The following is a 24,611-nucleotide window of genomic DNA, read 5'->3' as shown; positions in this document are numbered from 1 at the left end:
AAAATGAATAGATGTCTCTAACTACAATGTTTCTTTAATAAAGCCACTAAAAATTGGGCTTTCCGTCGGCTGCTCCGGCATTGGTGTCCCACCAAAGTTTTGTACCGCCGGTGTCAGGTCCCCCCAGCAGTTGCAGAGCCTTCTCTACTTCTTCCTTATTGTTCTTGTATTCGTCTTGATTGAAAGGCAGACGACGTATCATGATATTTGAATCTATCTCGCCGGCAGAAAGGTTAACAACCATCGGGAAGAGTCTGGGATAGCCTGTTCTGCGGAATTCCGACCATGCTTCCTGTCCTTCGGGGAAGAGAGCAATCCATTTCTGGGTGATGATTTTTTCCAGTTTCTGTTCCTGAGTAGCATTTTCATCCCACTTCACGGTGACGGTAGATGCCGGTTGAGCATCGAAACGGGTATTGTGCGTGCCGTCTTCTTTCTTATCGCTGGGGTCGGTATAGGCAGTAGGTTGCGTAGTGCCGTTGATATATTCTCCGCCACTGACGTTCCAATATGAGCAAGAGGCCTCTATCCCTTTCTTATACAATTCCTCTACTTTGTCGCTTGCGTTTTTCGGCTGCCATCCTCTCAAGAGGGCTTCGGCTCTAAGGAAGTATGTTTCGGCATCAGACATCAGCACAATCGGGGTTACATTCCTCTTGTCCATGACCCACGCCTCTCCCAGATTAGAGAATTTCTCTCTTTGAGCCTTAGACGGATAGTCGATTCCTTGACGAATACCTATATATTGACCGTTTATTTCGGGATTGGAGTCCGTAGCCTTACTAAAGTAGACAGCTATACGCGGGTCCTTCAGACCGATAAGGATAGACTGCATATCGGCGCTCATACGTATGTCATTGTATGCATAAGCCAGAATGTTAAGCGGGTTTTTCATGGTTGCCGTAGGCAGAATCATGCTTTGCGCTTTGGTCTCTATCACGCCATATGCATTGCTCAATGCTTTTTCTCCCTCGGTTTTGGCCCATGCGGGATCTACTTTAGAGATGCGGATGGCAAGGCGCAGGCGCAGAGAGTTGGCCAACTTCATCCAAGCTTCATAGTCGCTTGTGTAGATGAGATCCCACTTCTTGAGCAGCTTGGCTGTTTTTCGGTCGCTCTGCAAGAAATCGCTAATCAGTTTCTGAGCTTCGTCAAGCTCGGTAAAGAACTGCTTGTAGATGTCCTTTTGCGAGTCGTATGCCACCGACACGCCTCCTTCGCCATATTTAGAATAAGGAATAGGCCCGTAGCAGTCGGTAGAGCGTTGCATACCCATAACTTTCAGGATGAGAGCTACACCATATACCTCGGTGAACTCTTTCTTGTCAAGGGTATTCTCTTTCACCTTCTTCCAAGGAGCCATGATGCCTCCGTTGTACATGCCGAAGGAATAGCTGGTCCAACCCTTCATGAGGAAGTAGTTGCCATTGTGTTTTCCACCGTTGAATGGAGTGGGAGGAGCCATGAAACCGCTAAAGATGTCGGCACAAAGATTTTGGGCTATCTGGAAGTCCCAGTCCCAGTTATTGGCATTGAAGTAAATGGACTTTTCCATTTGAGTGATACTTCCTCCCATGTATGCCAAATCGGCTTCCATATATTCCGGTTTCACGGCATAGGGGTCGGTATTATATTCATCAAAATTATCGGTACATCCGGTTGTCAATAACAATCCGGCCGCAAATAGTGGGAATAATATTTTTTTCGTTTTCATATATGCATCATTTAAAAGTTAACGTTTAGAGTGAATCCGATATTTCTCGATACAGGGATGCTGAAGTTATCCATGTTGGTCATGCTGTTGGAAGTTGTAGAGAGTACAAACTCCGGATCGAATGGCGCATCACGATACAGATAGAATAAGTTGCGTGCCACCAATGACAGTGTGACACCCTTTACGTATTTGGTCTTGGCAAGTAAGGAAGCCGGGAGAGAATAACCCAGAGACAGTTCTCTCAGGCGTACGTTGGTTGCATTGTACAAAGCCACTTCGCCTTCTTTGGAAGTATACCATACTTCGGCGTTGATGGGCTTGTTGTAGACTTCTCCTTTATCCGTTACGGCAGGAACATGCACGCCGCCGGCGTCGCGTGCCTGAGCACTTTCAAGGCTGCGTCCGTATTTATTCAGGAAACCTTGCGTCAGCGATATGGCCTTGCCGCCGAAACGCCCGTCGAGCTGGAATCCCAATGAAACGCCTTTATATACAAATTGGTGACGTGTGCTGAGCATGAACTTCGGGTTGATATTCCCTGCATATTGCTTCTCGTTGGTTTGCGCCAACTGTTGGGTCACCACCCCGTCTTTCTGGGTTTCGGTCACGATGACACGTCCTTGGTCATCACGCTTCATGCGGTCTACATAGAGATTGCCCCATTCTTCGCCTTCAAACAGCTTGAACATGAACGCAGATGAATCACCGCCTCCCAATATTAAACCGGTTTTCTGATATTGTTCGGGCAGAGAGACTACCTTATTCTTATTTGTCGAGAAGTTGATGGAGCCATTCCATTCGAAGTCTTTGGTGCGAACCGGCGTGAAGCCAATCGAAGCCTCGAAACCGGTATTCCTGATTTCACCGGCATTGATATAGTACTTGGAGTACCCCGTACCGGAAGTGTTGTCCACAAGGAAATACTGATTCTTGGTGCTGGTGGAGTAAAAAGCGAAGTCAAAACTTAAACGGTTGTCGAACAACTTCAACTGCAAACCCGCTTCGATAGAGGTTGATTTCTCCGGTTTCAAGTCAGTGAACGGAGCAATGGTGTTGGCAGTGATGTCGCCGAGTTCATTGAGAGAGTCGTAAACAATCGTCTTACCCCAAGGCATGTCGTTACCCACTTGAGTCCATGACAAGCGCGCTTTTCCGAAAGTGAGCCAAGAAGGCAGCGAATTTGTCTTACTCAACATCTCACTGAATATAAATGATGTACCTATCGAGGGATAGAAGAAACTACGATTGTTTTTCGGCAGAGTGGATGACCAGTCATTACGTCCTGTCACATCTAAATAGAGCATGTCTTTCCATCCGAGAGAAGCTGTTCCGAATACGGAATAAAGAACTCTCTTTTCAAAACTGTTAGAGTTTTGCGGGCGACCTGTAAAATTATTCATGTGGAAGAAGTTGGGATAGTTCAGCGTGATGCGCATACCGTCTTTCACTATTTTGCTGTTACTAACCGAAGTTCCCAAAGTGGCCAGAACGCTCCAATTACTGAATGTTTTGTTGAAGTTCAGAAGGGCGTCTCCATACGTATTGGAGAATTCATCGTGGTAGCGTTCGAAACGACCTCCACCTGAATCATCATTGGAAGAGATGATACTGACTCCATAGTTTACGCGACGTTCGGAGAAACCATTGGTCTTATCGTAACTACCCCTCAACTTCAGATTCAGATAATCGGTAAGATTGAAAGTCAAGTTCAACTTAGCGATTACCTTTTCCATATTATAGGTATAGTTGTATCGGTTGACGAGCCAATAGGGATTCTTGTTGATGTCTTCTTCGTGAGTCCAGTTTTGGGTCATGATATTACGGCTTTGATTCATCACCTCGTATTTTTCCTTAAAGGTATTGAACACATCGGTTCCCTCGGGGAATAGATAAAGTCCTACGATAGGGTTGAAATAACGGCTCGGAGCAGAAGGCACATGATTCATCTTTTGTTTGGTAAGCGCCACGCTGCCATCTACGTCGATAAACCCGTCCAATAAGGAAGTGGTACTGCGTAAGCTGATATTATGCCTTTCCAGTTTATTCTTAGGCATGATGCCTTTTCCGGTAGTGTTTTGATAAGAAAAATAGTTTTGCAACATTTTGCTGCCGCCACTCACGGCAACGGTGTTTTGGAAAAGCTGTCCGGTTTCAAAGAAGTCATCGATGAAATCATTGTTTATCGGTTTATCCGATTTGGCTCCCCATTGCATGTTGGAGGGCTTGTTGACACCGGCTGTCCCCATGGCATACTTATCCTGAAATTCGTAAGTCATGTAGGGCATATCGGCTTGGAAAGAGGAGGTGAAGTTGACGGTTGTCTTATCTTGCGAACCGCGCTTGGTAGTGATCATAATGACACCATTGGCTGCCTGACTACCGTAAAGTGCGGCAGCAGAAGCACCTTTCAACACGTTGATGCTTTCGATGTCTTCGGGAGCAATGCCCGACAGGCCGTCTCCGGCGTCGATGGAACCACCATAGCCTCCATCACTGTTGGCACCATTGGTCAATGGTTTGGCATTGATGGGAGTCCCGTCCACTACATACAACGGCTGGTTGTTTCCGTAGATGGAGCGGTTGCCTCTAAGCAATACTTTTACAGAGCTACCCACTCCGGCCGCTGAACTTGAGATGCTCATTCCGGCCACCTTACCGGCCAGATTGTCGAGCATGTTGGCTGTGGGAACCGTAGTGAGTTCTTTACCGCCTATTTGCTGAGTGGCATAGGACAGACTCTTTTCAGAGCGTTTGATACCCATGGCAGTAACGACCACTTCGCCGATAAGTTCGGAATCTTCTTCCAAAGTTATGGTCAAGGGAGTGCCTTTGTAAGTAACCTCAACCGTTTTGTAACCAATGAAAGATATTTTCAGTACAGTTCCTCTGGGTACGTCCGGGATGGAAAATTCTCCGTCAAGGTTTGTCACAGCTCCGGTTTGCCCTCCTTTTACAGCAACAGAAGCACCGATGACGGGTTGCCCTTGATTGTCTAATACGCTGCCGGTACACTTTCCGACTTGTTGAGAGATTTCGACACGCTCTGCACCCATGACTGGTAGAGCAAATGCTACTCCGCCACAAAGGCTTATGGAAAATAGCATCGCACTTAAAGTTGTTCGTTTTAGCATAGTAAAATGATTAAGTTTAAATAAATGATTAATTACTGAAAAAGAGATTTTATTCCCTTTGTTTAATAATACAATTCAAATACGAACTATACTAAAAAGAAACGCCGTTTTCTTGAAACTTTTATGCCATCCCCTTATAAGACCCCTTTGGAACTGGGTAGCTCAAAATGATAAATATCCCTTTTCACAGCCATTTTCAGTGCACGGGCCAAGGCTTTGAAGATTCCTTCTATCTTATGATGCTCGTTCTGCCCTTCCGCTTTGATGTTGAGGTTCATTTTAGCCGCATCGCTTAGCGATTTAAAGAAATGCATGAACATCTCTGTGGGCATCTCCCCTATCTTCTCGCGCTTGAACTCTGCATCCCATACAAGCCATGGACGCCCGCCGAAATCAAGGCAAACCTGACAAAGAGAGTCATCCATGGGAAGAGCATAGCCGTAACGTTCTATTCCTCGTTTACTGCCTAAAGCCCGATAGATGCATTCGCCCAAAGCAAGAGCTGTATCTTCTATGGTATGATGTTCGTCCACTTCCAAATCACCTTTCACGCGAATTGTCAAATCAATGCCGCCATGCTTGCCTATTTGCTCTAACAGATGATTGAAAAAGCCCAGTCCGGTAGTGATATCGCAACGCCCCTTTCCATCCAGATCTAAAGCCACATGAATATCTGTTTCTTTGGTGGTGCGCCGCACTTCCGCTTTGCGTTCGCCGGCAAAAAGAAATTCCGTTACTTTATCCCAATCTTTGGTGATAAGGGCACAATAAGCTTCAAGACCTTCGCATGCGGCAGTACCTCTTTCGGGATGCAACAAGGCGGCATCATCCTGCAGCAAGATGGCCCGGCATCCCAGGTTCTTTGCCAGTTCCACATCGGTAGGACGGTCGCCGATGACAAAACTATGTGCCAAGTCATATTCCTGATTATCCAGATACTTAGTGAGCATACCTGTATGTGGTTTGCGGGTCGGGGCGTTGTCTTCGGGCATACTGCAGTCTATACAAACATCATCAAACGTGATGCCCTCTCCCACCAGTGTCTTCATCATCAAATTGTGTGCCGGCCAAAAAGATTCTTCCGGAAAGGAAGCTGTTCCCAGTCCATCTTGATTAGTCACCATGACAAATTCAAAATCCAGATTGTTGCGTATAAAACCCAAATTACGCATCACCTTCGGATAAAACTCCAATTTTTCTAAAGAATCCAGCTGATAATCAACGGGAGGTTCAATCACCAAAGTACCGTCACGATCTATAAAAAGTACCTTTTTCATACTCATTCTCCTCTATAAGTGTTCCCCTATTCTGAATCTTCTCAACGCTTCAATCAGTTTCTCATTTTCCATGCGTGTCCCTACCGTTATGCGCAGACAATTTCCACAGAGCGATACCGAATGGCGGTTGCGTACAATGATGCCCTCGCTGACCAAATAACTGTAAATGTTCACGGCATCCGTCATGCGAGCCAAAAAGAAATTGGCATTGGAAGGGAAGATATGTACGGTACAAGGCAACTTTGCAAACTCTTTTTCCAGATTTTCCCGTTCTTCTTTCAAGGTCTTCACCCAATGCTCTACTTCATAGTAACGGTATAGCGTTTCCATGGCTTGCTTTTGTGTCAACAAATTCACGTTGTAGGGGTATTTTATTTTGTTGAGAATGCTGATAATCTCCAACGAAGCAAATGCCATACCCAAACGAATGGCTGCACATCCCCATGCTTTAGAAAAGGTCTGAAGAACAATAAGATTGGGATATTTATCTAAATCTTCAAGGAAAGAAGGGGCTTCGGAGAAATCGTTATAAGCTTCGTCCAGCACCACTAATCCATCAAACCCTCCAAGCAGCTTTTCTATTTCGCGGCGAAGCAGGTCGTTGCCGGTCGGATTGTTTGGCGAACAAAGGAATACCAGCTTGGTATGCGCATCGGATGCCGCCAAAAGTTTATCTGCCGAAAATTGAAATTCTTCATCGAGCAAAACCTTGCGATACTCCACGTCATTGACCTCGGCGCATACCTGATACATTCCATAGGTGGGGTCTATGGCCACCACATTGTCTGTACGAGGTTCACAAAAAGCACGATACACCAGATCGATGGCTTCGTCACTGCCATTTCCAAGAAATATGCGGTCAGGGGCCACTTTCTTTATTTTGGAAAGTTCTTTCTTCAAATCCCGCTGCATTGGATCCGGATAACGGTTGTGAGGTGTGTTATAAGGATTCTCATTCGCATCAAGAAAGACGGATGCGGTTGCACCTTTATATTCATCGCGCGCCGAAGAATAAGGCTTCAGTTGCCAAATGTTCGGGCGGGTTAATTCTTTTAATGGTTTCATGATTATATCGGGGACAGAGTTATACGATTACTTCTTACGATTGATCTCATTCAGCCTCACGGTGACCGCATTCTTATGTGCAACCAGGTTTTCGTGCAATGCCATCACTTCGATGGCGGGACCAATAGCGCGAATGCCTTCGGGCTTTATCTCCTGAAAAGTTATTTTACGGATAAAGCTGTCAAGGCCGACGCCACCAAATGCTTTGGCATAACCATTTGTAGGCAGAGTGTGGTTGGTGCCCGAAGCATAATCTCCGGCACTTTCCGGAGTGAACGAACCTAAGAATACGGAACCTGCATTCCTTATCCGACCGGCCACGGACATATAGTTCTCGGTCTCTATGATAAGATGCTCCGGAGCATAGGCATTGGTCAGTTCAATAGCCTCCTCCATGCTATCTACCACTATCAATTTGCTGTTGGCAAGAGATTTTTCCGCAATCTCTCTGCGAGGCAATAAGGCCAATTGGCGCCCTACTTCCGTTTGCACTGCTTGCTGCAACTTTGCAGAAGTGGTGACCAGCATAGCCTGACTGTCTGTCCCATGTTCCGCCTGACTTAATAAATCGGCGGCAACAAAGACCGGATTGGCTGTTTCGTCGGCCAAGACCTCCACTTCAGAGGGGCCGGCAGGCATATCGATGGCCACGTCACGCAGACTGACCAGTTGTTTGGCAGCCGTGACATATTGGTTGCCCGGACCGAAGATTTTATATGTCTTAGGTACACTTTCCGTGCCATAAGCCATTGCCGCGATGGCTTGTATGCCTCCGATTTTGAAAATTCTATTCACGCCCGCTGTTTTGGCGGCAAACAGCACGGCGGGATGCACTTTTCCATCTTTCCCCGGAGGTGTGCATAACACAATCTCCTTGCATCCGGCAATCTTGGCAGGAACAGCCAGCATCAATACAGTGGAAAACAAGGGGGCTGTTCCTCCCGGAATATATAATCCTACTTTCTCAATGGCAACAGCTTTCTGCCAACAGTTCACCCCCGGTTGTGTCTGCACTTGCTTCCCTTCAAACCGTTGTGCGGCATGAAAAGTCCCGATGTTCTGTTTGGCCAGATAAATGGCAGCTTTCAAATCTTCACTTATCAGTCCATCGGCTTCTTCCATTTCTTCTTCCGATACGGACAATGATGCCAATGACACACCGTCAAACTTCTCTTCATATTCCAAGACGGCCTTATCACCTTCTGCTTTCACGCGCTCAATGACACTTCTTACCGTATCAAACAGGCTTTCGGTATTCATCATCGGGCGTTTCAGAATTTCCGTCCATTGCGATTTATCCGGGTTTGATATTAATATCATATTGTGTTCTTTAAAATTATAAGTTAAAAAATGGCATACCTCTTTTCTGTCTGTTTCTTAAAACTCACTTGTTACACAATCATTTTCTCAATCGGCAATACCAAGATGCCTTCAGCCCCCAATGCTTTCAGCTTTCCGATGATTTCCCAAAAACATTTTTCATCAAGTACTGTGTGTACAGAGCACCAACCCTCTTGTGCCAACGGCATCACAGTGGGGCTCCTCATGCCCGGAAGCACAGCGACAATTTCTTCCAACCTCTCTTGCGGAGCATTCATCAATACATACTTCTTATCTTCGGCCGTTCTCACGGCATCCATCCGAAACAGCAACTCTTTCAATATTTCGGCTTTTTCCTCACTCATATTCTTGCAGCCAATCAGCAAGGCTTCGGATTTCATCACAATCTCCACTTCCTTTAACCGGTTGCTCACCAAAGTAGAGCCGGAACTCACAATATCGAAAATGGCATCTGCCAAACCGATGCCCGGAGCAACTTCCACCGAGCCTGTAATGACATGTATTTCGGCTTTTACCCCTTGTTCTGTTAAGTATGATGAAAGAATGCCGGGATAGGAAGTCGCTATTTTTCTTCCTTCAAACCATTTCACTCCCGGATATTCAATGTCTTTCGGCATTGCCAGAGACAGACGGCACTTGCTGAACCCCAGACGCTTGATTATCTCGGCATCTTCTTGCTTCTCCACAAATTCGTTTTCACCTACAATGCCTATATCAGCCACCCCCGTAGCCACTGATTGAGGAATATCATCGTCTCTCAAAAACAGCACTTCAAGAGGGAAGTTCGACGATTGTACCAACAATGAGCGTTTCATGGCACTCAACTTTATGTCCGATTCTTCTAAAAAAGCCATTGTTTCGTCATAGAGGCGGCCTTTGGCCTGTACTGCAATTCTTAACATGATTGGTCTTCTTATTTTAAATTTATTCACAGTTCATTTATCGGGTTCAATCCCGAAATCCGATTGGCATAAAACAAAAACGAGACCTACCCCATATTCGGTAAGCCTCGTTATTACTTATTGTAGAATACATACACTCATGCGCCCACCGAATTATTCGTCAGGATGATGGTAATGATGTGCTACAGTATTATAGTTCATATTCATCTCTTTTAATGCGACAAAAATAAAGCATTAATTTGAAATTACAAAAAAAATGTCACATAAATTACAGAAAATCCCTTCAAACTATTAATAGTTCTGCTTTTATAATGGCAATGTTCCGCTTTTGCCTTTCTGTTTAGCAGCCTCGCGAATAGGGTTCACCGATTTATACAATCTTCTACAAGCCATCAAAAATGAAATTTTGGCGACCTGCTCTATATCAAAGACGTATCAAGGCCGTACTCTCTCCGTATCTATAGATGCGGAGGATATACGGAGTTGATACGGAGGAGATGCGAGCCGGCAATTGCCGGAATGCATCTATTTACATTTTCAGATAAAACTCTTTTGTAAGATGTCGGTATTCCGGGGTATATTCATTGTTCACGGTTTCGATGCATAGACATTCTTCCATACATCCTTTTTCTTGAAAGCCGAAACTAAGCAGAATGCGCCGGCATGGCTTTCCGGGCTTGGTGAAGACCTGCATCCGGCGTATCGGAAAAAGACCGTTATCCCATGCCGCATCCCGCACAATCTTTTCTACCTCCGAGGGGATAATGATACTTACCACCCCTTCTTCCGTCAATAAGCTTTTCGATTTCCTAAAGAGCGTGAAGTAGTTCAATCCACCTGCATGTCTTGCCATACATCGCTGTTCATCGGGACATTTCAGAGCATCCACAAAGTAAGGGGGATTGGACACGATAAGGTCGAATTTATTTGCCGGATTGTAAACCTGATAATCCTGGCATATTATCTCTACCCTGTCGGCCCAAGGAGAATTACGCACGTTTTCCGCGGCTTGCGTCGCGGCAACAGGATCTATTTCGAGAGCCGTAATGCCTACTTGCGCATTGCGTTGTGCCAATTGCAAGGCTATCAATCCCGTACCCGTTCCTACATCGAGTATGCGTTTAGCCTGATCAATCGGCGCCCATGCCCCCAAAAGCACTCCGTCCGTACCTACTTTCATGGCACATTTATCTTGTTCAATAGTAAAACCTTTAAACCGGAAAGTTGAACTTGACATAGCCGTATTCTTTAAATTCGGTTCAAAAATAATCAAAGCTGATAGAACCGCCGCGAAAATGGTATGGTTTTTGTCTTTTTAAAGAACGAATAACTTCCTGTTATAAAGAAATAGATTAACTTTGCAGGCGTTTTATCGGCCTGCCGATATGACATAAACTAAAAAGAAAGAAATGAAGAAAAGAGATTATCTGAGTGATATCGAAAATAGAGATGAGAATGCTTTCTCTGTAATTGCAGATTTTGAAGGGAGCGAAGAACAATTGATGGATATTGAAGTTAAGGAGATATTGCCCATATTGCCTCTGCGAAACATGGTATTGTTCCCGGGTGTGTTTATGCCGGTGTCTGTGGGGAGAAAATCGTCCCTCAGGCTGGTACGGGAAGCAGAGAAGAAGAATTCATACATAGCTGTGGTATGCCAGAAGCAGGTTGAGACAGAATCTCCGCTTTTTGAGGATTTGCATACTGTAGGCACCATTGCCAAGATTGTTCGTATACTTGAAATGCCCGACCAGAGCACTACCGTCATTCTTCAGGGTTCCAAGCGCTTGGAGCTGAAAGAAATCACAGATACGGTTCCCTACTTGAAAGGACGCATAGAAGCGCTGAATGACGACCTTCCTGACAAGAAGGACAAAGAATTCCAGGCATTGGTAGAGGCCTGCAAGGATTTGACCGTACGCTACATCAAATCGTCCGAGATGTTTCCGCAAGATTCGGCATTTGCCATCAAGAACATTAATAATCCCATGTTCCTTGTCAACTTCATCTGTACGAATTTTCCGCTAAAAAAAGATGAAAAGATAGAATTGTTGCACATCGACTCCTTGCGGGCTCGTTCTTATCGTTTGCTCGAAATATTGAACCGCGAAGTGCAGTTGGCCGAGATAAAGGAATCCATTCAAATGCGTGCGCGGGAGGACATAGACCAGCAGCAACGCGAGTATTTCTTGCAGCAACAGATTAAAACCATCCAAGATGAGCTGGGAGGCAGCGGACAGGAGCAGGAAATAGAGGAAATGCGCCAAAAGGCGGAGACGATAAAGTGGAGCAAGGAAGTGAAAGATACTTTCTTGAAAGAAGTAGACAAACTGGAACGTTCACACCCACAATCTCCCGACTACAGCGTACAGCTGAATTATTTGCAGACAATGCTTTCTCTGCCATGGGGGGTATATACTGCGGACAATTTGAATCTTGCCAATGCCGAGAAAACGCTGAATAAAGACCATTACGGCCTGGAGAAGGTGAAAGAGCGTATTCTGGAACACCTTGCCGTACTGAAGTTGAAAGGCAATATGAAAGCTCCCATCATCTGTTTGTATGGCCCTCCGGGAGTAGGGAAAACATCTTTAGGACGCTCCATTGCGGCAGCTTTGAAGCGAAAATACATCCGCATGTCCTTAGGGGGCGTGCACGATGAAGCCGAAATCCGCGGACATCGCAAAACCTATATCGGAGCAATGCCGGGGCGAATCATCAAGAGCTTGATAAAAGCCGGTTCTTCCAATCCAGTATTCATTCTGGATGAGATAGACAAAGTGGGCTCCGACCATCAAGGAGACCCCTCCTCTGCCCTGCTTGAGGTGCTCGACCCGGAACAGAACACAACGTTCCATGACAATTTTCTGGATGTGGATTACGACTTGTCCAAGGTTATGTTCATCGCCACAGCCAATAATCTGAACACCATTCCCGGGCCATTGCTCGACCGTATGGAGTTGATTGAGGTCAGTGGATATATCACTGAAGAGAAAATAGAGATAGCCCGCCGCCATTTGGTTCCGAAAGAGTTGGAAGCCAATGGTATGAAGAAGAATGCCATCAAGTTCTCGAAGAACACATTGGAAGCTGTCATTGAAAATTATACTCGTGAGAGCGGCGTACGCGAGTTGGAAAAGAAAATCGGAAAGATTCTTCGCAAATCGGCACGCCAATATGCCACGAACGGCTGTTTCTCGAAAGAAGAGATAAAACCGGGAGATTTGTATGACTTCTTGGGAGCACCCGAATATACTCGTGACAAATATCAGGGCAATGACTATGCCGGTGTGGTCACAGGTCTGGCATGGACGGCTGTGGGCGGTGAGATTCTTTTTGTGGAGACCAGTTTGAGTCGCGGAAAAGGCGGACGCCTGACACTGACAGGAAACTTGGGAGATGTGATGAAAGAGTCTGCCATGTTGGCATTGGAGTACATCAAAGCACACTCCTCTTTATTGCACCTTGACGACGAAATCTTTGATAACTGGAACATTCATGTGCATGTGCCCGAAGGCGCTATCCCGAAAGATGGCCCGTCGGCAGGTATCACGATGGCAACCTCCCTTGCATCCGCACTTACGCAAAGAAAAGTGAAAGCCAATCTCGCCATGACAGGAGAGATAACCTTGCGCGGCAAAGTGCTTCCGGTTGGCGGCATCAAAGAGAAGATTTTGGCGGCCAAGCGTGCCGGTATCAAAGAAATCATCTTAAGCGATGAGAATCGTAAAAACATAGAAGAAATACAAGAGATATATCTACAGGGACTTATTTTCCATTACGTAAAAGATATAAAAGAAGTGTTCGCCATTGCGTTGACTGACGAAAAGGTGGCTGATGCCATTGACTTGTCGGTAAAAAAAGATAAGAAAGAAGGATGACGTTCGAACTACAATATACAGACAGCAAAACAAATGCGCGTGCCGGCCTGCTCACTACCGACCATGGGCAAATTGCAACTCCTATCTTTATGCCCGTGGGGACAGTAGGAACAGTGAAAGGCGTACACATTCCCGAATTGAAAGATGATATAAAGGCGCAAATCATATTGGGCAACACATACCATCTTTATCTGCGGCCGGGGCTGGAAGTGATTGAAAAAGCCGGCGGATTGCATAAGTTCAACGGTTTCGACCGCCCTATGCTGACCGATAGCGGTGGCTTTCAGGTGTTTTCGCTATCCGATATTCGTAAGCTGCGTGAAGAGGGTGCGGAATTCCGTTCGCACATAGACGGTAGCAAGCACATCTTCACTCCGGAGAAAGTGATGGATATAGAACGTACCATAGGCGCGGATATCATGATGGCTTTTGATGAGTGTCCTCCCGGAAACTCGGATTATGAATACGCCAAAAGGTCATTGGGCTTGACGCATCGCTGGTTGGATCGTTGCATTAAACGTTTCAATGAAACCGAACCGAAATATGGCTATCGACAATCTTTGTTCCCCATTGTGCAAGGTTGCGTCTACAGAGACCTCCGCACACAATCGGCAGAATTTGTGGCCTCCAAGGAGGCGGATGGAAATGCCATCGGCGGATTGGCTGTAGGTGAGCCTGTAGACAAAATGTACGAAATGATAGAATTAGTGAACGGAATCCTTCCCAAAGATAAGCCGCGTTATCTGATGGGAGTGGGAACACCGGTGAATATTCTGGAGGGTATCGAGCGCGGAGTCGATATGTTTGACTGCGTGATGCCTACCCGCAATGGGCGCAACGGCATGCTATTTACAAAAGACGGCATCATCAATATGCGTAACAAGAAATGGGAGACGGACTTCTCTCCCATCGAGGCGGATGGCGCATCATACGTAGATGCCTTGTACAGTAAAGCATATCTGCGCCATCTGTTTCATGCGCAAGAACTATTGGCCATGCAAATAGCCTCCATTCATAATCTGGCATTCTACTTGTGGCTGGTGGGCGAAGCTCGCAAACATATCATCGCCGGCGACTTCGCTACTTGGAAACCGATGATGGTAAAACGTGTATCGACAAGGTTATGAAGAACCGGAGCTGGAAGATATGGGAGGAAGTCAAGCTGCCGAAGGGTAAATATCTGAAGCGGCTGGATTGGTATATCATTAAGAAATTTCTGGGTACATATGTATTTGCCATTGCATTGATCATTTCGATTGCAGTGGTCTTTGATTTCAATGAGAAGATGGATCGCTTCATGTCGCACGAAGCCCCGTGGAGCGCCATCATCTTTGACTATTATCTGAATTTTATCCCCTACTTCGCCAATCTGTTCAGTCCGCTGTTCGTATTTATTGCTGTCATCTTCTTTACTTCCAAACTAGCCGAAAATTCAGAAATCATTGCAATGTTTTCTACGGGCATGAGCTTCAAGCGAATGTTGCGTCCATACATGGTTTCGGCAGCCATTATCGCGTTGGTGACATTTAGCCTGGGTTCGTACGTCATTCCTAAAGGCAGTGTGACACGTATCAATTTTGAAGACAAGTATTATAAATCCCGTAAGGCAAATACTGCACGAAATGTTCAACTGGAAGTGGATACGGGAGTCATTGCTTATATCGAGCGCTTTGAAGATTATAGTAAAACCGGCTATCGCTTTTCTTTGGATAAGTTCAATGATAAGCAGCTGGTGTCTCATCTTACGGCACGCTCCATCACGTATGACACAACTTCCGTACATAAATGGACTGTTAAAGATTACATGATTCGCCGGATGGATGGCATGAAGGAAAGCATCGAGAAAGGTGACCTGATAGATACTGTCCTTTTTATGGAACCTGCCGATTTTCTCATCATGAAAAACCAGCAGGAAATGTTGACCAGCCCTCAATTGAGCGAGTATATAGATCGCCAACGGCAACGAGGGTTTGCCAATATCAAAGAGTTTGAGATAGAATATCACAAACGGGTTGCCATGTCGTTTGCCTCTTTTATTTTAACCTTGATTGGTGTCTCTTTGTCTTCAAGGAAAACAAAGGGAGGCATGGGGTTGCACTTAGGGATAGGCCTGGCTCTAAGCTTTTCTTATATTCTTTTCCAGACCATTGCTTCTACTTTTGCCGTAAATGGAAATGTGCCTCCGGTGATTGCAGTCTGGATTCCTAACCTGCTTTATGCTTTCATCGCATTCTATCTGTACAGAAAGGCACCCAAGTAAGCAAGAACCCGAAAAACCAAGTGGATAAAACAATAAAGGGTTTTAAAATGGAAACAAAAAGTTCAGAAAACGTATTGCTCGTAACAGGCCATACCTACGAGCAAATTTCAGTGGCCAACAAAATGATTGTGGAGAGGCTAAAAAAACGCCTGCCTGCACTCAAATCTTCTCGTTCTGCAAAATGAACTACAAAGGTCTGGCGTTCAGCGGTGGCTTCCTCAATATGGGCGACGGGAATATAGACTCTTCATTCGCTCCGATGGTCGAAAAGCATGTTGAGGAAATCATGCACAAAATTGGGATAGCCCCTAAGTTTGATTATACCTTGGAATCTATACCGGCAAGCAGACTGTCCGCTACTTCATTCAGTTCCTCCGTAAAGTAAGTGAAATGATGTATGTTCTCTTGAATCACTTGCGGATAATCACGATTGAAGCGAACGAGTGAGACATTTGGGTTACTTGCAGCCATTTGTTCAAACGGAAAACGAATGATGGACGGTGTGTTGAAACCGACGCCGAATTCAAGCAGGAGCAGCTTGCTGTTCCATGCTTTTTCAACAAAGTCGTGATACGCCTCCGCCTGCCGATGCCATTGCTCGTCTTCTACAAAAGTGTCATCGCAACGTAAATTAGGGCTCATCAGCTCTCCGGTCTGAGGGTGAAGCGGAATGAGTTCTGTGGGTATTTTACAGTCTACGGTTGCCACCAAGGCTCGTTTCACCCATAATTCGTTGTAGAAGAGTGTCTGTGACTGTCCGCTTTTTGCTTGTAGATAGGCATAGTCGCCCTGTGTTGCGAATATCTTTTCCTTTGCAAATCCCGATTTCTCAAACTGTGCATCAACATTGGTTGTTATTACGAAATATTCTTTTCCTCCTATGATTCTCAGAATGTTACGATACAGTTTTGCTCCCTCAGGACGGAAACGGGAAAACCAGATGTGTTTTGCCCAATATGCCCATCGCTCCTCTTCGGTCTTGAAAGGATAGAAAGACGAGGAATACAAGTCGGTGATGCCATACCGTTCTATCCACGGTTGGAACTCCTGCTCGAACTCCTTCCCGCCATAGTCTAACCCGGCAGCCGCTGAGAGTCCGGCCCCTGCACCAATCAGTATATAATCAGCATCGTCAATGAGCCTTCGCACATGTGCCATTCTTTCAGATAAGTTGTTGGTAGATGTCATAATCGGTATCGGTGAAAACATTGAATACTATAGTCTTCAAGTGCTGTATCGGATATGCTTTTACGGTACTGACAGCAATCTCGGCAGCCAATTTCTGTGGAAAACGGAACACACCTGTAGAGATGCAACAGAAAGCAATACTTTTCAGTTTGTGTTTTTCGGAAATCTGAAGGCACGAACGATAACAGGAAGCGAGCTGTTCTTCTTGCTCTTTTGTTGGCACACCATTAGGAATAATTGGTCCAACCGTGTGAATGACATAACGTGCAGGGAGGTTAAAGCCCGGCGTTATCTTGGCTTGTCCCGCGGGTTCTTCGTGCCCTTGTGCCTGCATCATCTTGTTGCAGGCACAGCGTAGCTGTATGCCTGCCGCGGAATGGATGGCATTGTCGATACACGAATGGAGAGGAACAAAACAACCAAGCATCTGACTATTGGCAGCATTGACGATAGCGTCTATTTTCAGTCGGGTTATGTCACCTTGCCACAACTGTAAGCCTTCCCCGTTTATTTCAACAATTCCTTTTTCGTCACGCTGTAGCCTTAGTTCCTCGTCTTGTGCATTGAGTAGTTCTCGCGAGGGATGAAGCGGTTGCCTGACATTCATCAATGCTCGCAGCAATCGCTGTTTAAGAGGAAGAGTTTGAGGAAGTGTCATTTCTTCGCCCGTTTCCTCCAACAGCATTTGTAGTGCGTGGTTTATGTTCTCTAATCTATCCATTGTTATCCTTTCTGTGCAAACCGCTCTCCCACAAAGCCACCTGTTTCCGTTCCTTCAAGGAGATTAAAATGACGAAGTATGGGCGGAGTTGGGCGAAGGTCGTAATAATCCATATCCTCAATATCGAGAGAGAAGTAAGCCAGTTTATCGTAACTGCTGTAAAGCCGTGGTAGGACGGGGTTATTGTTGTAAATCCATTGTTTACATTCATTGTTTACGTTGAAGTCTGCCTTGCCGGTACAACGCACGGATAGCTGTTCTTTCTGAGCAAGGATTTCTATGTGCGGATTTCTCTTCAGCTGTTGATAGACGGCCTTTTGTGCAGATGTAGCGAAATAAAGTCTTGTTGCCTCTTGACGCATTATTTGAAAGACGCGTATCTTGGGACGATTGTCCTCGCATGTGGCGAAAGCAACTTCCTTATGTTTGCTTAGAAAATCAAGTGCAGCTGCATAGTCTCTGCTTCTCTTTCCATTCTCTGTCTGAATCGTATTCTGTTCCATTGCCTTTTATTTTTTGACGTTTATTCCCTTTTTGACGATGCAAAGGTAATATGGGAAACGACGATTTGCAATAAGGCACAAAATGGTCATATACTTACCAAAAAGTAGGAATTAAAAGATTACAGGGGATTTTCCAAAACGCCTTTAACAAACATTTAACTTAACAGACGTGATTTCATCGCTATGTGTTCTGCTTTTTCATCCTCACCAGTTCAATGGCTTCCTTGCCGGTCATGTGCTCAATGTCAAGGCTGATGACCAGCATGTGATTGAAACTTTTGGCAATTTCCTTGCGAAGCGCTTCCTCGTCATCGGGATTATAGCGATTACCTAACATTTCGGCAGCTATCATCCTCTTTTCATCATCTTCAAGGATATGTACTCGACCGAAGGCAATCACACTGCGGAAGTATGTAGTGTACTCCTCGCCGTGAATCTCATCCTTATCGATAACGCAAAATGAGGCTTTGTCGCAGTTGCGTATGGCATCAACCTTATGCCCTTTCAAGGCGCTGTGAAAAAACAGCTTTCCTTCTGCATAGACATAGCTGATAGGAACGGCATAAGGATAGTCGCCATCACCCAGCAGGGCAAGTATTCCCGATGTGGCTTTCTCAAGAATCTCTATACATTCCGTTTCTGATAATTGCTGACGCTTACGACGCATCTCTCTAAATTCCATATTTCCCGAACTCATAATAATAGTCACTTTGCTTATCTGAGGGCTGCAAGACTATCTTGGCGTCTCCTTCCGAAGCGCGACAAAGGTAAGAATAATAACACAAATACAGGCTATCGCTCCATACAAACAAATCTTGCAAACCTTTATATGTGTCCATTTTATGACACTTGAGAATCTCATGCATGGCTGCCGTCACACAACTCAGCCTCGCTTTTAGGATTGACACCCCAGCTTTCATAAGAGCTGAAAAAGAAGAAGCCCCTGGCGCATTTGTGCTGCCACAAAGTGCGCCAAGGGCTTTTTGTTGTATTCATTTTCCTCTTTTATTCGTTCCCTCTCTTTCCGTTGAAAACAGCTTTCGGGAGAACATTCCCACTTTCATCTCACTAATTATTAAGCAATAAAAACAAGTGCCTTGCTTAATTCAAGTAAGCAGAAAGTTCTGCAGCAGAGATGTTTTTGGCAATAATTACACCATTATCATCCAATAAATAGCTGGTAAATCCGCGGCTTAAGCGATATTTCTTGAAAAGGCCGGAAGATTCGCCTTTGGTTTCCACGAAACAAGTGGGCGTAGCTATTTGGTCCTTACGAATGGTTTCTTCAAAGATTGAATTATATTCATCGAATGAGATGGAAACCATTTCTACATTATTGGGGGAAGCGGAGCGAAGCGCATTGCTCAAACTTACATTTTGCATCCGGGATTGCGCATCGTAACTTGCCCAGAAACTGAGCAGCACATACTTTCCTCTCAGGTCTGAAAGGTCTGTTTGCGATTGTCCAGCCGACATGGTTTGAATTGTAAAATCCGGGGCCATGTCACCCACATTCAAACCTCCGGTAGGTTTGTCTTTTTCCACAAAAGAAGTCAAGGAACTTATTAGTAATACAACAAAAATCCATTTTACATATTTCATGTAATGCGGTTTTGGTTAATACTATCCGGGCCTGTCCTTCAACAGTGATTTCTTCCCGGAACATTGTTTTCTTTGACCTCGATGATGTAAATCAATTGATAATCAAAGCTTTTTATTCAGAAATCGGGTGCAAAGGTAAGTAAATATTAAACAAAACTCCAAATAAACAAGTAAAAAACTTGCTTTTAGTATCCATCTTTTTATGTTATTTAGCATAGATAGTAAAAAAAATACCTACTTTTGTAACCTATTAGATTATCAAAAAGATGGCTTATGCAACAATTAAACACTGAACTTATCCTGATTCGTATTACAGGGGAGGATCGTCCCGGCTTGACAGCTTCTGTCACAGAAATCCTGGCTAAATATGATGCTACTATTTTAGATATAGGACAAGCAGATATTCACAATACGCTTTCATTGGGAATTCTGTGTAAGACAGAGGAGCAGCATTCAGGTTTTATTATGAAAGAGCTGCTTTTTAAAGCCTCCTCTTTAGGAGTAACCGTCCGTTTCTATCCCATTACAGTGAAAGAGTATGAGAACTGGGTGAGCATGCAGGGCAAGAACCGTTATATTCTTACATTATTGGGTCGTAAGCTGTCTGCCCGGCAGATTGCTGCCGTAACCCGCATTCTGGCAGAGCAGGGCATGAATATTGATGCCATCAAACGCCTTACAGGGCGTATTCCGCTGAATGAGTACGAGTCTCGTACACGGGCATGCATTGAATTTTCGGTACGAGGTACTCCGAAAGATCGTATTGCCATGCAAGAAGAATTGATGAAGTTGGCAGTAGAATTGGAAATGGATTTTTCCTTCCAGTTGGACAACATGTATCGCCGGATGCGTAGATTGATATGTTTCGATATGGATTCTACGTTGATTGAAACCGAAGTCATTGATGAACTGGCCATGCGTGCCGGAGTGGGCGAAGAAGTGAAAGCCATTACCGAGCGTGCCATGCGAGGGGAAATTGATTTCATAGAAAGCTTTCGCGAACGAGTGGCCCTGCTGAAAGGCTTAGATGTGTCTGTGATGCAAGAGATTGCGGAAAGGCTACCTATCACAGAGGGAGTGGATCGTTTAATGTATGTATTGAAAAAATATGGCTACAAGATAGCCATTCTTTCAGGAGGTTTCACTTACTTTGGGCAATATCTTCAAAAGAAGTATGGAATAGATTATGTGTATGCCAATGAATTGGAAATAGAAAATGGAAAGTTGACCGGTCGTTATTTGGGAGATGTGGTGGATGGCAAACGAAAAGCCGAATTGTTGCGTCTGATAGCTCAAGTTGAAAAAGTGGATATTGCCCAAACCATTGCCGTGGGAGATGGAGCCAATGATTTACCGATGCTTGGTGTTGCCGGTCTGGGAATTGCTTTTCACGCCAAGCCCAAGGTGGTGGCCAATGCCAAACAGTCTATAAATACGATTGGCTTGGACGGAGTGCTCTATTTCTTAGGGTTTAAGGATTCGTATATTGACCTTCCTCAATAACTTAAAACAATAGCATGTAATTTAGAAGTCTTTTTTCTATCTTTGTCTCCAAAGCGGAAATAAGCTTAAATTTAAAGATATACATGAACTTTGCCGAACTCAATTTAAATGACAATGTACTCGATGCGCTGGATGCCATGCGTTTTGAAGAGTGTACACCCATACAAGAGAAATCTATTCCGGTCATACTTGAAGGACGGGATTTGATAGCGGTAGCACAAACCGGAACCGGGAAAACCGCAGCGTATTTATTGCCCGTACTGAACGAACTTTCGGAAGGCGGGCATCCGGCTGATGCCATTAATTGTATTGTCATGGCCCCCACTCGCGAATTGGCTCAGCAAATAGATCAGCAGATGGAAGGCTTTTCTTACTTCATGCCTGTATCCAGCGTGGCTGTATATGGCGGTAATGACGGAATTTTATTTGAGCAGCAAAAAAAGGGGCTGACTTTAGGAGCTGATGTAGTCATTGCGACTCCCGGCCGTCTGATCGCTCATCTCAGTCTGGGGTATGTTGACCTTTCACGTGTCTCTTATTTCATTTTGGACGAAGCCGACCGTATGCTCGATATGGGATTTTATGATGATATCATGCAAATAGTCAAGTATCTTCCCAAAGAGCGTCAAACAATCATGTTCTCTGCCACCATGCCGGCTAAGATTCAACAGTTGGCTCACAATATACTCAATAACCCGGTGGAGGTTAAACTTGCAGTTTCAAAGCCGGCAGAGAAGATTGTGCAAGCAGCCTATGTTTGTTATGAAAATCAGAAGTTGGGGATTATCCGCAATTTGTTTGCTGAAGAAACGCCGGAACGCGTCATCATTTTTGCTTCTTCCAAATTGAAAGTAAAAGAGGTGACCAAAGCTTTGAAGCAAATGAAACTGAATGTCGGCGAGATGCACTCGGATTTGGAGCAGGCACAGCGTGAAGCCGTGATGTATGAGTTCAAGGCCGGACGTATCAATATCTTGGTGGCTACAGACATCGTGGCAAGAGGTATTGATATTGATGATATTCGTTTGGTGATAAATTATGATGTCCCTCATGACAGTGAAGACTATGTGCATCGTATCGGTCGTACAGCCCGTGCGAACAATGACGGTGTAGCCATCACTTTTGTGTCAGAAAAAGAACAAGGGAGTTTTAAGGCTATTGAGCGTTTCCTGGAAAAAGATATTTATAAGATACCGTTTCCGGAGGAGCTCGGAAAAGCGCCGGAATATAATCCAAAGTCATCCGATGGAAATAAACGGGAGAATAACAATGGGCGTAAACAGCCAAGAAAAAAAAGCAACCGGAATAAGCAAAACAACAAGCCTAAACGTTCATGAAGTTAAAAAAGGAAAAGGAAAGTATAGCAATAAGAAAGGCGGAACTCACTCCGCCTTTCTTATTGTTATCTTCCCATCGAATCCGATAATCATATCTATCAGGTTATATGCCGAACTTTCGGGGATACCGATAGTGGCTTGATAATGATAGCCTGCGCTATCCACTCCCACGAAATTCATATCCGCAAGAATGCTTTGACTCAGCATTTCAGGAGAAAAAAGTTCCGAGAACATGTTTTTGGTAATGTCTCGTCCATAAAGCATTTTTCTACCTTGGTACACACAGATGTGTATCACATTATCATAATATACATTATCAACCCCGAGCCCATTCTCGGAATAAAAGGTTTTAAAGACTTTCATCTTAGAAGGATTGATATATACATACCCTCTGTATCTCGTGCCTTCGTATATTATAATACTGTCTTTCTTTACAACTTCCGGCGTTGACGAAATAATCTCTACATCACCGTTGCTGAACGCCAGAAGGTCCTCGGTATTCTCCGATTTATGAAGTTTAATAACGTCAGCCATCAGAGAATGAAACCAAAAGTTGTATTCCGATTGTTTATCTATCTTATAGGCTACCGGCTCTTTACTATATATGTATATGGTGTCTTGGACTATCTTAAAAGATACTGGAATATTTTGAGAGTCGGCATAATAGATTGTGTCTCCCTCAATGCGCATCAATGGCATTTCGGTTTCGTCATCCACCCAAATGCCTTGCAACATTTGTTTGGCAGTAATGTCTTCTTTTTCAGACATTCTTCCGTTTTGCCTGTTGCCGCATGATGCTGATAAAAGAACAAGCACAATGAGAATCGTACTTCGTCTTATATTCATAGTTTCTCCTTCAAATTCTGTAACTTACTTACCGATGCAACGATATATAAAGCCCTGTTCCTCCAGTTCTTTTTTGTCATAAATATTACGCCCATCGAGTATCAGCAACTGCTTCATAGCCTTCTTGATGACTGCCCACGATGGTAAACGGAATTCGTTCCATTCGGTAATCAGCATCAATGCGTCCGCGTCCAGTGTAGCGTCATACATGTCTTTCGCGTAGAATATGCTATCGCCAATGCGGCGACGGCATTCATTGATGGCAGCAGGGTCGTATGCCCGTATGCTACATCCGGCTTTCAATAGTTTGTCAATCAAGACCAAGGCGGGTGCTTCGCGCATATCGTCTGTTTCCGGCTTGAACGATAATCCCCACAGAGCAATGGTCTTTCCTTTCAGGTTGTTATTGAAATGCTTCTGCAACTTCTCGAACAAGACGCTTTTTTGGTTCTCATTAACTTCTTCTACAGCTTGAAGCACACTCATTTTATATCCATTTTGTTCGGCTGTCTTTATCAGGGCCTTTACGTCTTTTGGAAAACAAGAGCCCCCATAGCCGATGCCCGGATATAGGAACTTGCGTCCGATACGAGTATCAGAACCTATACCGCTCCGTACCATATTGACGTCAGCTCCCACCAATTCACACAAATTGGCAATGTCATTCATAAAGCTGATTCGGGTGGCCAACATGGAGTTGGCGGCATATTTGGTCATTTCGGCAGAAGGTATATCCATAAAAATGACGCGGAAGTTATTCAGCAAGAAAGGTTTATACAGTTTGCTCATTATCACTTTCGCACGTTCCGATTCCACCCCCACTACTACACGGTCAGGACTCATAAAGTCATTGATGGCGTTGCCTTCCTTCAGAAATTCCGGGTTCGAAGCGACATCAAACTCAATATCTGCTCCTCTCTTGTCCAACTCAGTCTGAATGGCCGCACGCACTTTCCGAGCAGTACCTACAGGTACGGTACTTTTTGTTACCACCAATACATACTTCTGCATATTTCGTCCAATGGTGCGAGCTACCTCCAATACATAACTCAGGTCGGCACTGCCATCCTCGTCGGGAGGTGTTCCCACGGCACTGAACACAACGTCCACTTCGTTTAAGCAACTCTCTAAAGAAGTTGTGAATTGCAAGCGCCCTGCTTTCACATTACGGTTTACCATATCTTCCAATCCATTCTCATAGATGGGGATGACGCCTTTTTTCAGTGCTTCTATTTTTTCACTGTTAGTGTCTACACAAATTACATTGACACCGATTTCCGCAAAACAAGTGCCGGTCACTAAACCGACGTAGCCTGTACCAACAATAGCTATTTTCATTG

At 44.7% G+C, this 24,611-nt stretch carries 20 protein-coding genes; 6 read left to right on the top strand and 14 right to left on the bottom strand.

Features of this window, described 5'->3' with window-relative positions; all coding sequences use genetic code 11:
• Positions 1-46: 46 nt before the first annotated feature.
• The 7 genes from C4H11_RS01540 to C4H11_RS01510 all read right to left on the bottom strand — a co-directional run bounded on the left by C4H11_RS01540 (position 47) and on the right by C4H11_RS01510 (position 10,667).
• A complete protein-coding gene (locus tag C4H11_RS01540) occupies positions 47-1,714 on the bottom strand; it encodes a RagB/SusD family nutrient uptake outer membrane protein (RefSeq protein WP_106040200.1) in 1,668 nt (555 codons plus the stop codon).
• Positions 1,715-1,725: 11 nt separating this feature from the next.
• Positions 1,726-4,818 carry a SusC/RagA family TonB-linked outer membrane protein gene (locus C4H11_RS01535; RefSeq protein ID WP_164996500.1) on the bottom strand — a complete coding sequence of 1,031 codons (3,093 nt, stop codon included), beginning with the start codon at positions 4,816-4,818 and terminating at the stop codon, positions 1,726-1,728.
• A gap of 161 nt (positions 4,819-4,979) precedes the next feature.
• Positions 4,980-6,122 carry a bifunctional histidinol-phosphatase/imidazoleglycerol-phosphate dehydratase HisB gene (gene hisB, locus C4H11_RS01530; protein WP_106040198.1) on the bottom strand — a complete coding sequence of 381 codons (1,143 nt, stop codon included), beginning with the start codon at positions 6,120-6,122 and terminating at the stop codon, positions 4,980-4,982.
• 12 nt (positions 6,123-6,134) lie between these two features.
• The gene (gene hisC / locus C4H11_RS01525) at positions 6,135-7,187 is read right to left on the bottom strand and encodes a histidinol-phosphate transaminase (RefSeq protein WP_106040197.1); all 1,053 of its coding nucleotides are present in this window, start codon (positions 7,185-7,187) and stop codon (positions 6,135-6,137) included.
• Between the two features lie 27 nt (positions 7,188-7,214).
• On the bottom strand, positions 7,215-8,507 hold the full coding sequence (gene hisD / locus C4H11_RS01520; protein ID WP_106040196.1) for a histidinol dehydrogenase: 1,293 nt from the start codon (positions 8,505-8,507) through the stop codon (positions 7,215-7,217).
• A 71-nt stretch (positions 8,508-8,578) separates the two neighbouring features.
• On the bottom strand, positions 8,579-9,430 hold the full coding sequence (hisG, locus tag C4H11_RS01515) for an ATP phosphoribosyltransferase (protein ID WP_106040195.1): 852 nt from the start codon (positions 9,428-9,430) through the stop codon (positions 8,579-8,581).
• A 529-nt stretch (positions 9,431-9,959) separates the two neighbouring features.
• The gene (locus C4H11_RS01510; protein WP_106040194.1) at positions 9,960-10,667 is read right to left on the bottom strand and encodes a tRNA1(Val) (adenine(37)-N6)-methyltransferase; all 708 of its coding nucleotides are present in this window, start codon (positions 10,665-10,667) and stop codon (positions 9,960-9,962) included.
• 172 nt (positions 10,668-10,839) lie between these two features.
• On the opposite strand from C4H11_RS01510, the gene lon reads away from it, so the two are divergent.
• Genes lon through C4H11_RS14125 form a run of 4 tightly spaced genes read left to right on the top strand, consistent with a single transcriptional unit; the run spans position 10,840 to position 15,756 of the window.
• Positions 10,840-13,311, top strand: coding sequence for an endopeptidase La (gene lon / locus C4H11_RS01505; protein WP_106040193.1), 2,472 nt, complete (start codon positions 10,840-10,842; stop codon positions 13,309-13,311).
• On the top strand, positions 13,308-14,438 hold the full coding sequence (gene tgt / locus C4H11_RS01500; RefSeq protein WP_106040192.1) for a tRNA guanosine(34) transglycosylase Tgt: 1,131 nt from the start codon (positions 13,308-13,310) through the stop codon (positions 14,436-14,438). The genes lon and tgt overlap by 4 nt, the downstream gene beginning before the upstream one ends.
• Positions 14,435-15,571 carry an LptF/LptG family permease gene (locus C4H11_RS01495; RefSeq protein ID WP_106040191.1) on the top strand — a complete coding sequence of 379 codons (1,137 nt, stop codon included), beginning with the start codon at positions 14,435-14,437 and terminating at the stop codon, positions 15,569-15,571. Before tgt ends, C4H11_RS01495 begins: the two co-directional genes overlap by 4 nt.
• Before the next feature lie 47 nt (positions 15,572-15,618).
• On the top strand, positions 15,619-15,756 hold the full coding sequence (locus C4H11_RS14125; RefSeq protein WP_164996499.1) for a hypothetical protein: 138 nt from the start codon (positions 15,619-15,621) through the stop codon (positions 15,754-15,756).
• Between the two features lie 133 nt (positions 15,757-15,889).
• Here the strand turns inward: C4H11_RS14125 and C4H11_RS01490 are convergent, their stop codons facing one another.
• The 5 genes from C4H11_RS01490 to C4H11_RS01465 form a co-directional block, all read right to left on the bottom strand.
• On the bottom strand, positions 15,890-16,729 hold the full coding sequence (locus tag C4H11_RS01490; RefSeq protein ID WP_234819851.1) for an SIR2 family NAD-dependent protein deacylase: 840 nt from the start codon (positions 16,727-16,729) through the stop codon (positions 15,890-15,892).
• Positions 16,730-16,733: 4 nt separating this feature from the next.
• On the bottom strand, positions 16,734-17,480 hold the full coding sequence (locus C4H11_RS01485) for a protein-ADP-ribose hydrolase (protein WP_106040189.1): 747 nt from the start codon (positions 17,478-17,480) through the stop codon (positions 16,734-16,736).
• 2 nt (positions 17,481-17,482) lie between these two features.
• The gene (locus C4H11_RS01480; protein WP_106040188.1) at positions 17,483-17,983 is read right to left on the bottom strand and encodes a pyridoxamine 5'-phosphate oxidase family protein; all 501 of its coding nucleotides are present in this window, start codon (positions 17,981-17,983) and stop codon (positions 17,483-17,485) included.
• Positions 17,984-18,164: 181 nt separating this feature from the next.
• The gene (locus C4H11_RS01475) at positions 18,165-18,680 is read right to left on the bottom strand and encodes a NimIJ family nitroimidazole resistance protein (protein ID WP_106040187.1); all 516 of its coding nucleotides are present in this window, start codon (positions 18,678-18,680) and stop codon (positions 18,165-18,167) included.
• 404 nt (positions 18,681-19,084) lie between these two features.
• Positions 19,085-19,585 carry a peroxiredoxin family protein gene (locus tag C4H11_RS01465; protein ID WP_106040185.1) on the bottom strand — a complete coding sequence of 167 codons (501 nt, stop codon included), beginning with the start codon at positions 19,583-19,585 and terminating at the stop codon, positions 19,085-19,087.
• A 273-nt stretch (positions 19,586-19,858) separates the two neighbouring features.
• Here C4H11_RS01465 and serB point away from each other — a divergent pair, with 273 nt between their 5' ends.
• Positions 19,859-21,088: a phosphoserine phosphatase SerB gene (serB, locus tag C4H11_RS01455; protein WP_106040184.1), complete on the top strand. Its 1,230-nt coding sequence runs from the start codon at positions 19,859-19,861 to the stop codon at positions 21,086-21,088.
• Positions 21,089-21,171: 83 nt separating this feature from the next.
• Positions 21,172-22,425, top strand: a complete 1,254-nt coding sequence (locus C4H11_RS01450; RefSeq protein ID WP_106040183.1) for a DEAD/DEAH box helicase — start codon at positions 21,172-21,174, stop codon at positions 22,423-22,425.
• 45 nt (positions 22,426-22,470) lie between these two features.
• On the opposite strand, the gene C4H11_RS01445 is transcribed toward C4H11_RS01450, so the two are convergent.
• Both C4H11_RS01445 and C4H11_RS01440 read right to left on the bottom strand, forming a co-directional pair.
• On the bottom strand, positions 22,471-23,271 hold the full coding sequence (locus C4H11_RS01445; RefSeq protein ID WP_106040182.1) for a DUF4738 domain-containing protein: 801 nt from the start codon (positions 23,269-23,271) through the stop codon (positions 22,471-22,473).
• A 24-nt stretch (positions 23,272-23,295) separates the two neighbouring features.
• Positions 23,296-24,609 carry a UDP-glucose dehydrogenase family protein gene (locus tag C4H11_RS01440; protein ID WP_106040181.1) on the bottom strand — a complete coding sequence of 438 codons (1,314 nt, stop codon included), beginning with the start codon at positions 24,607-24,609 and terminating at the stop codon, positions 23,296-23,298.
• Positions 24,610-24,611: the final 2 nt, after the last annotated feature.

The organism is Bacteroides zoogleoformans (assembly GCF_002998435.1).
GTDB lineage: Bacteria > Bacteroidota > Bacteroidia > Bacteroidales > Bacteroidaceae > Bacteroides > Bacteroides zoogleoformans.
This window is presented reverse-complemented; position numbering and strand designations above follow the sequence as displayed.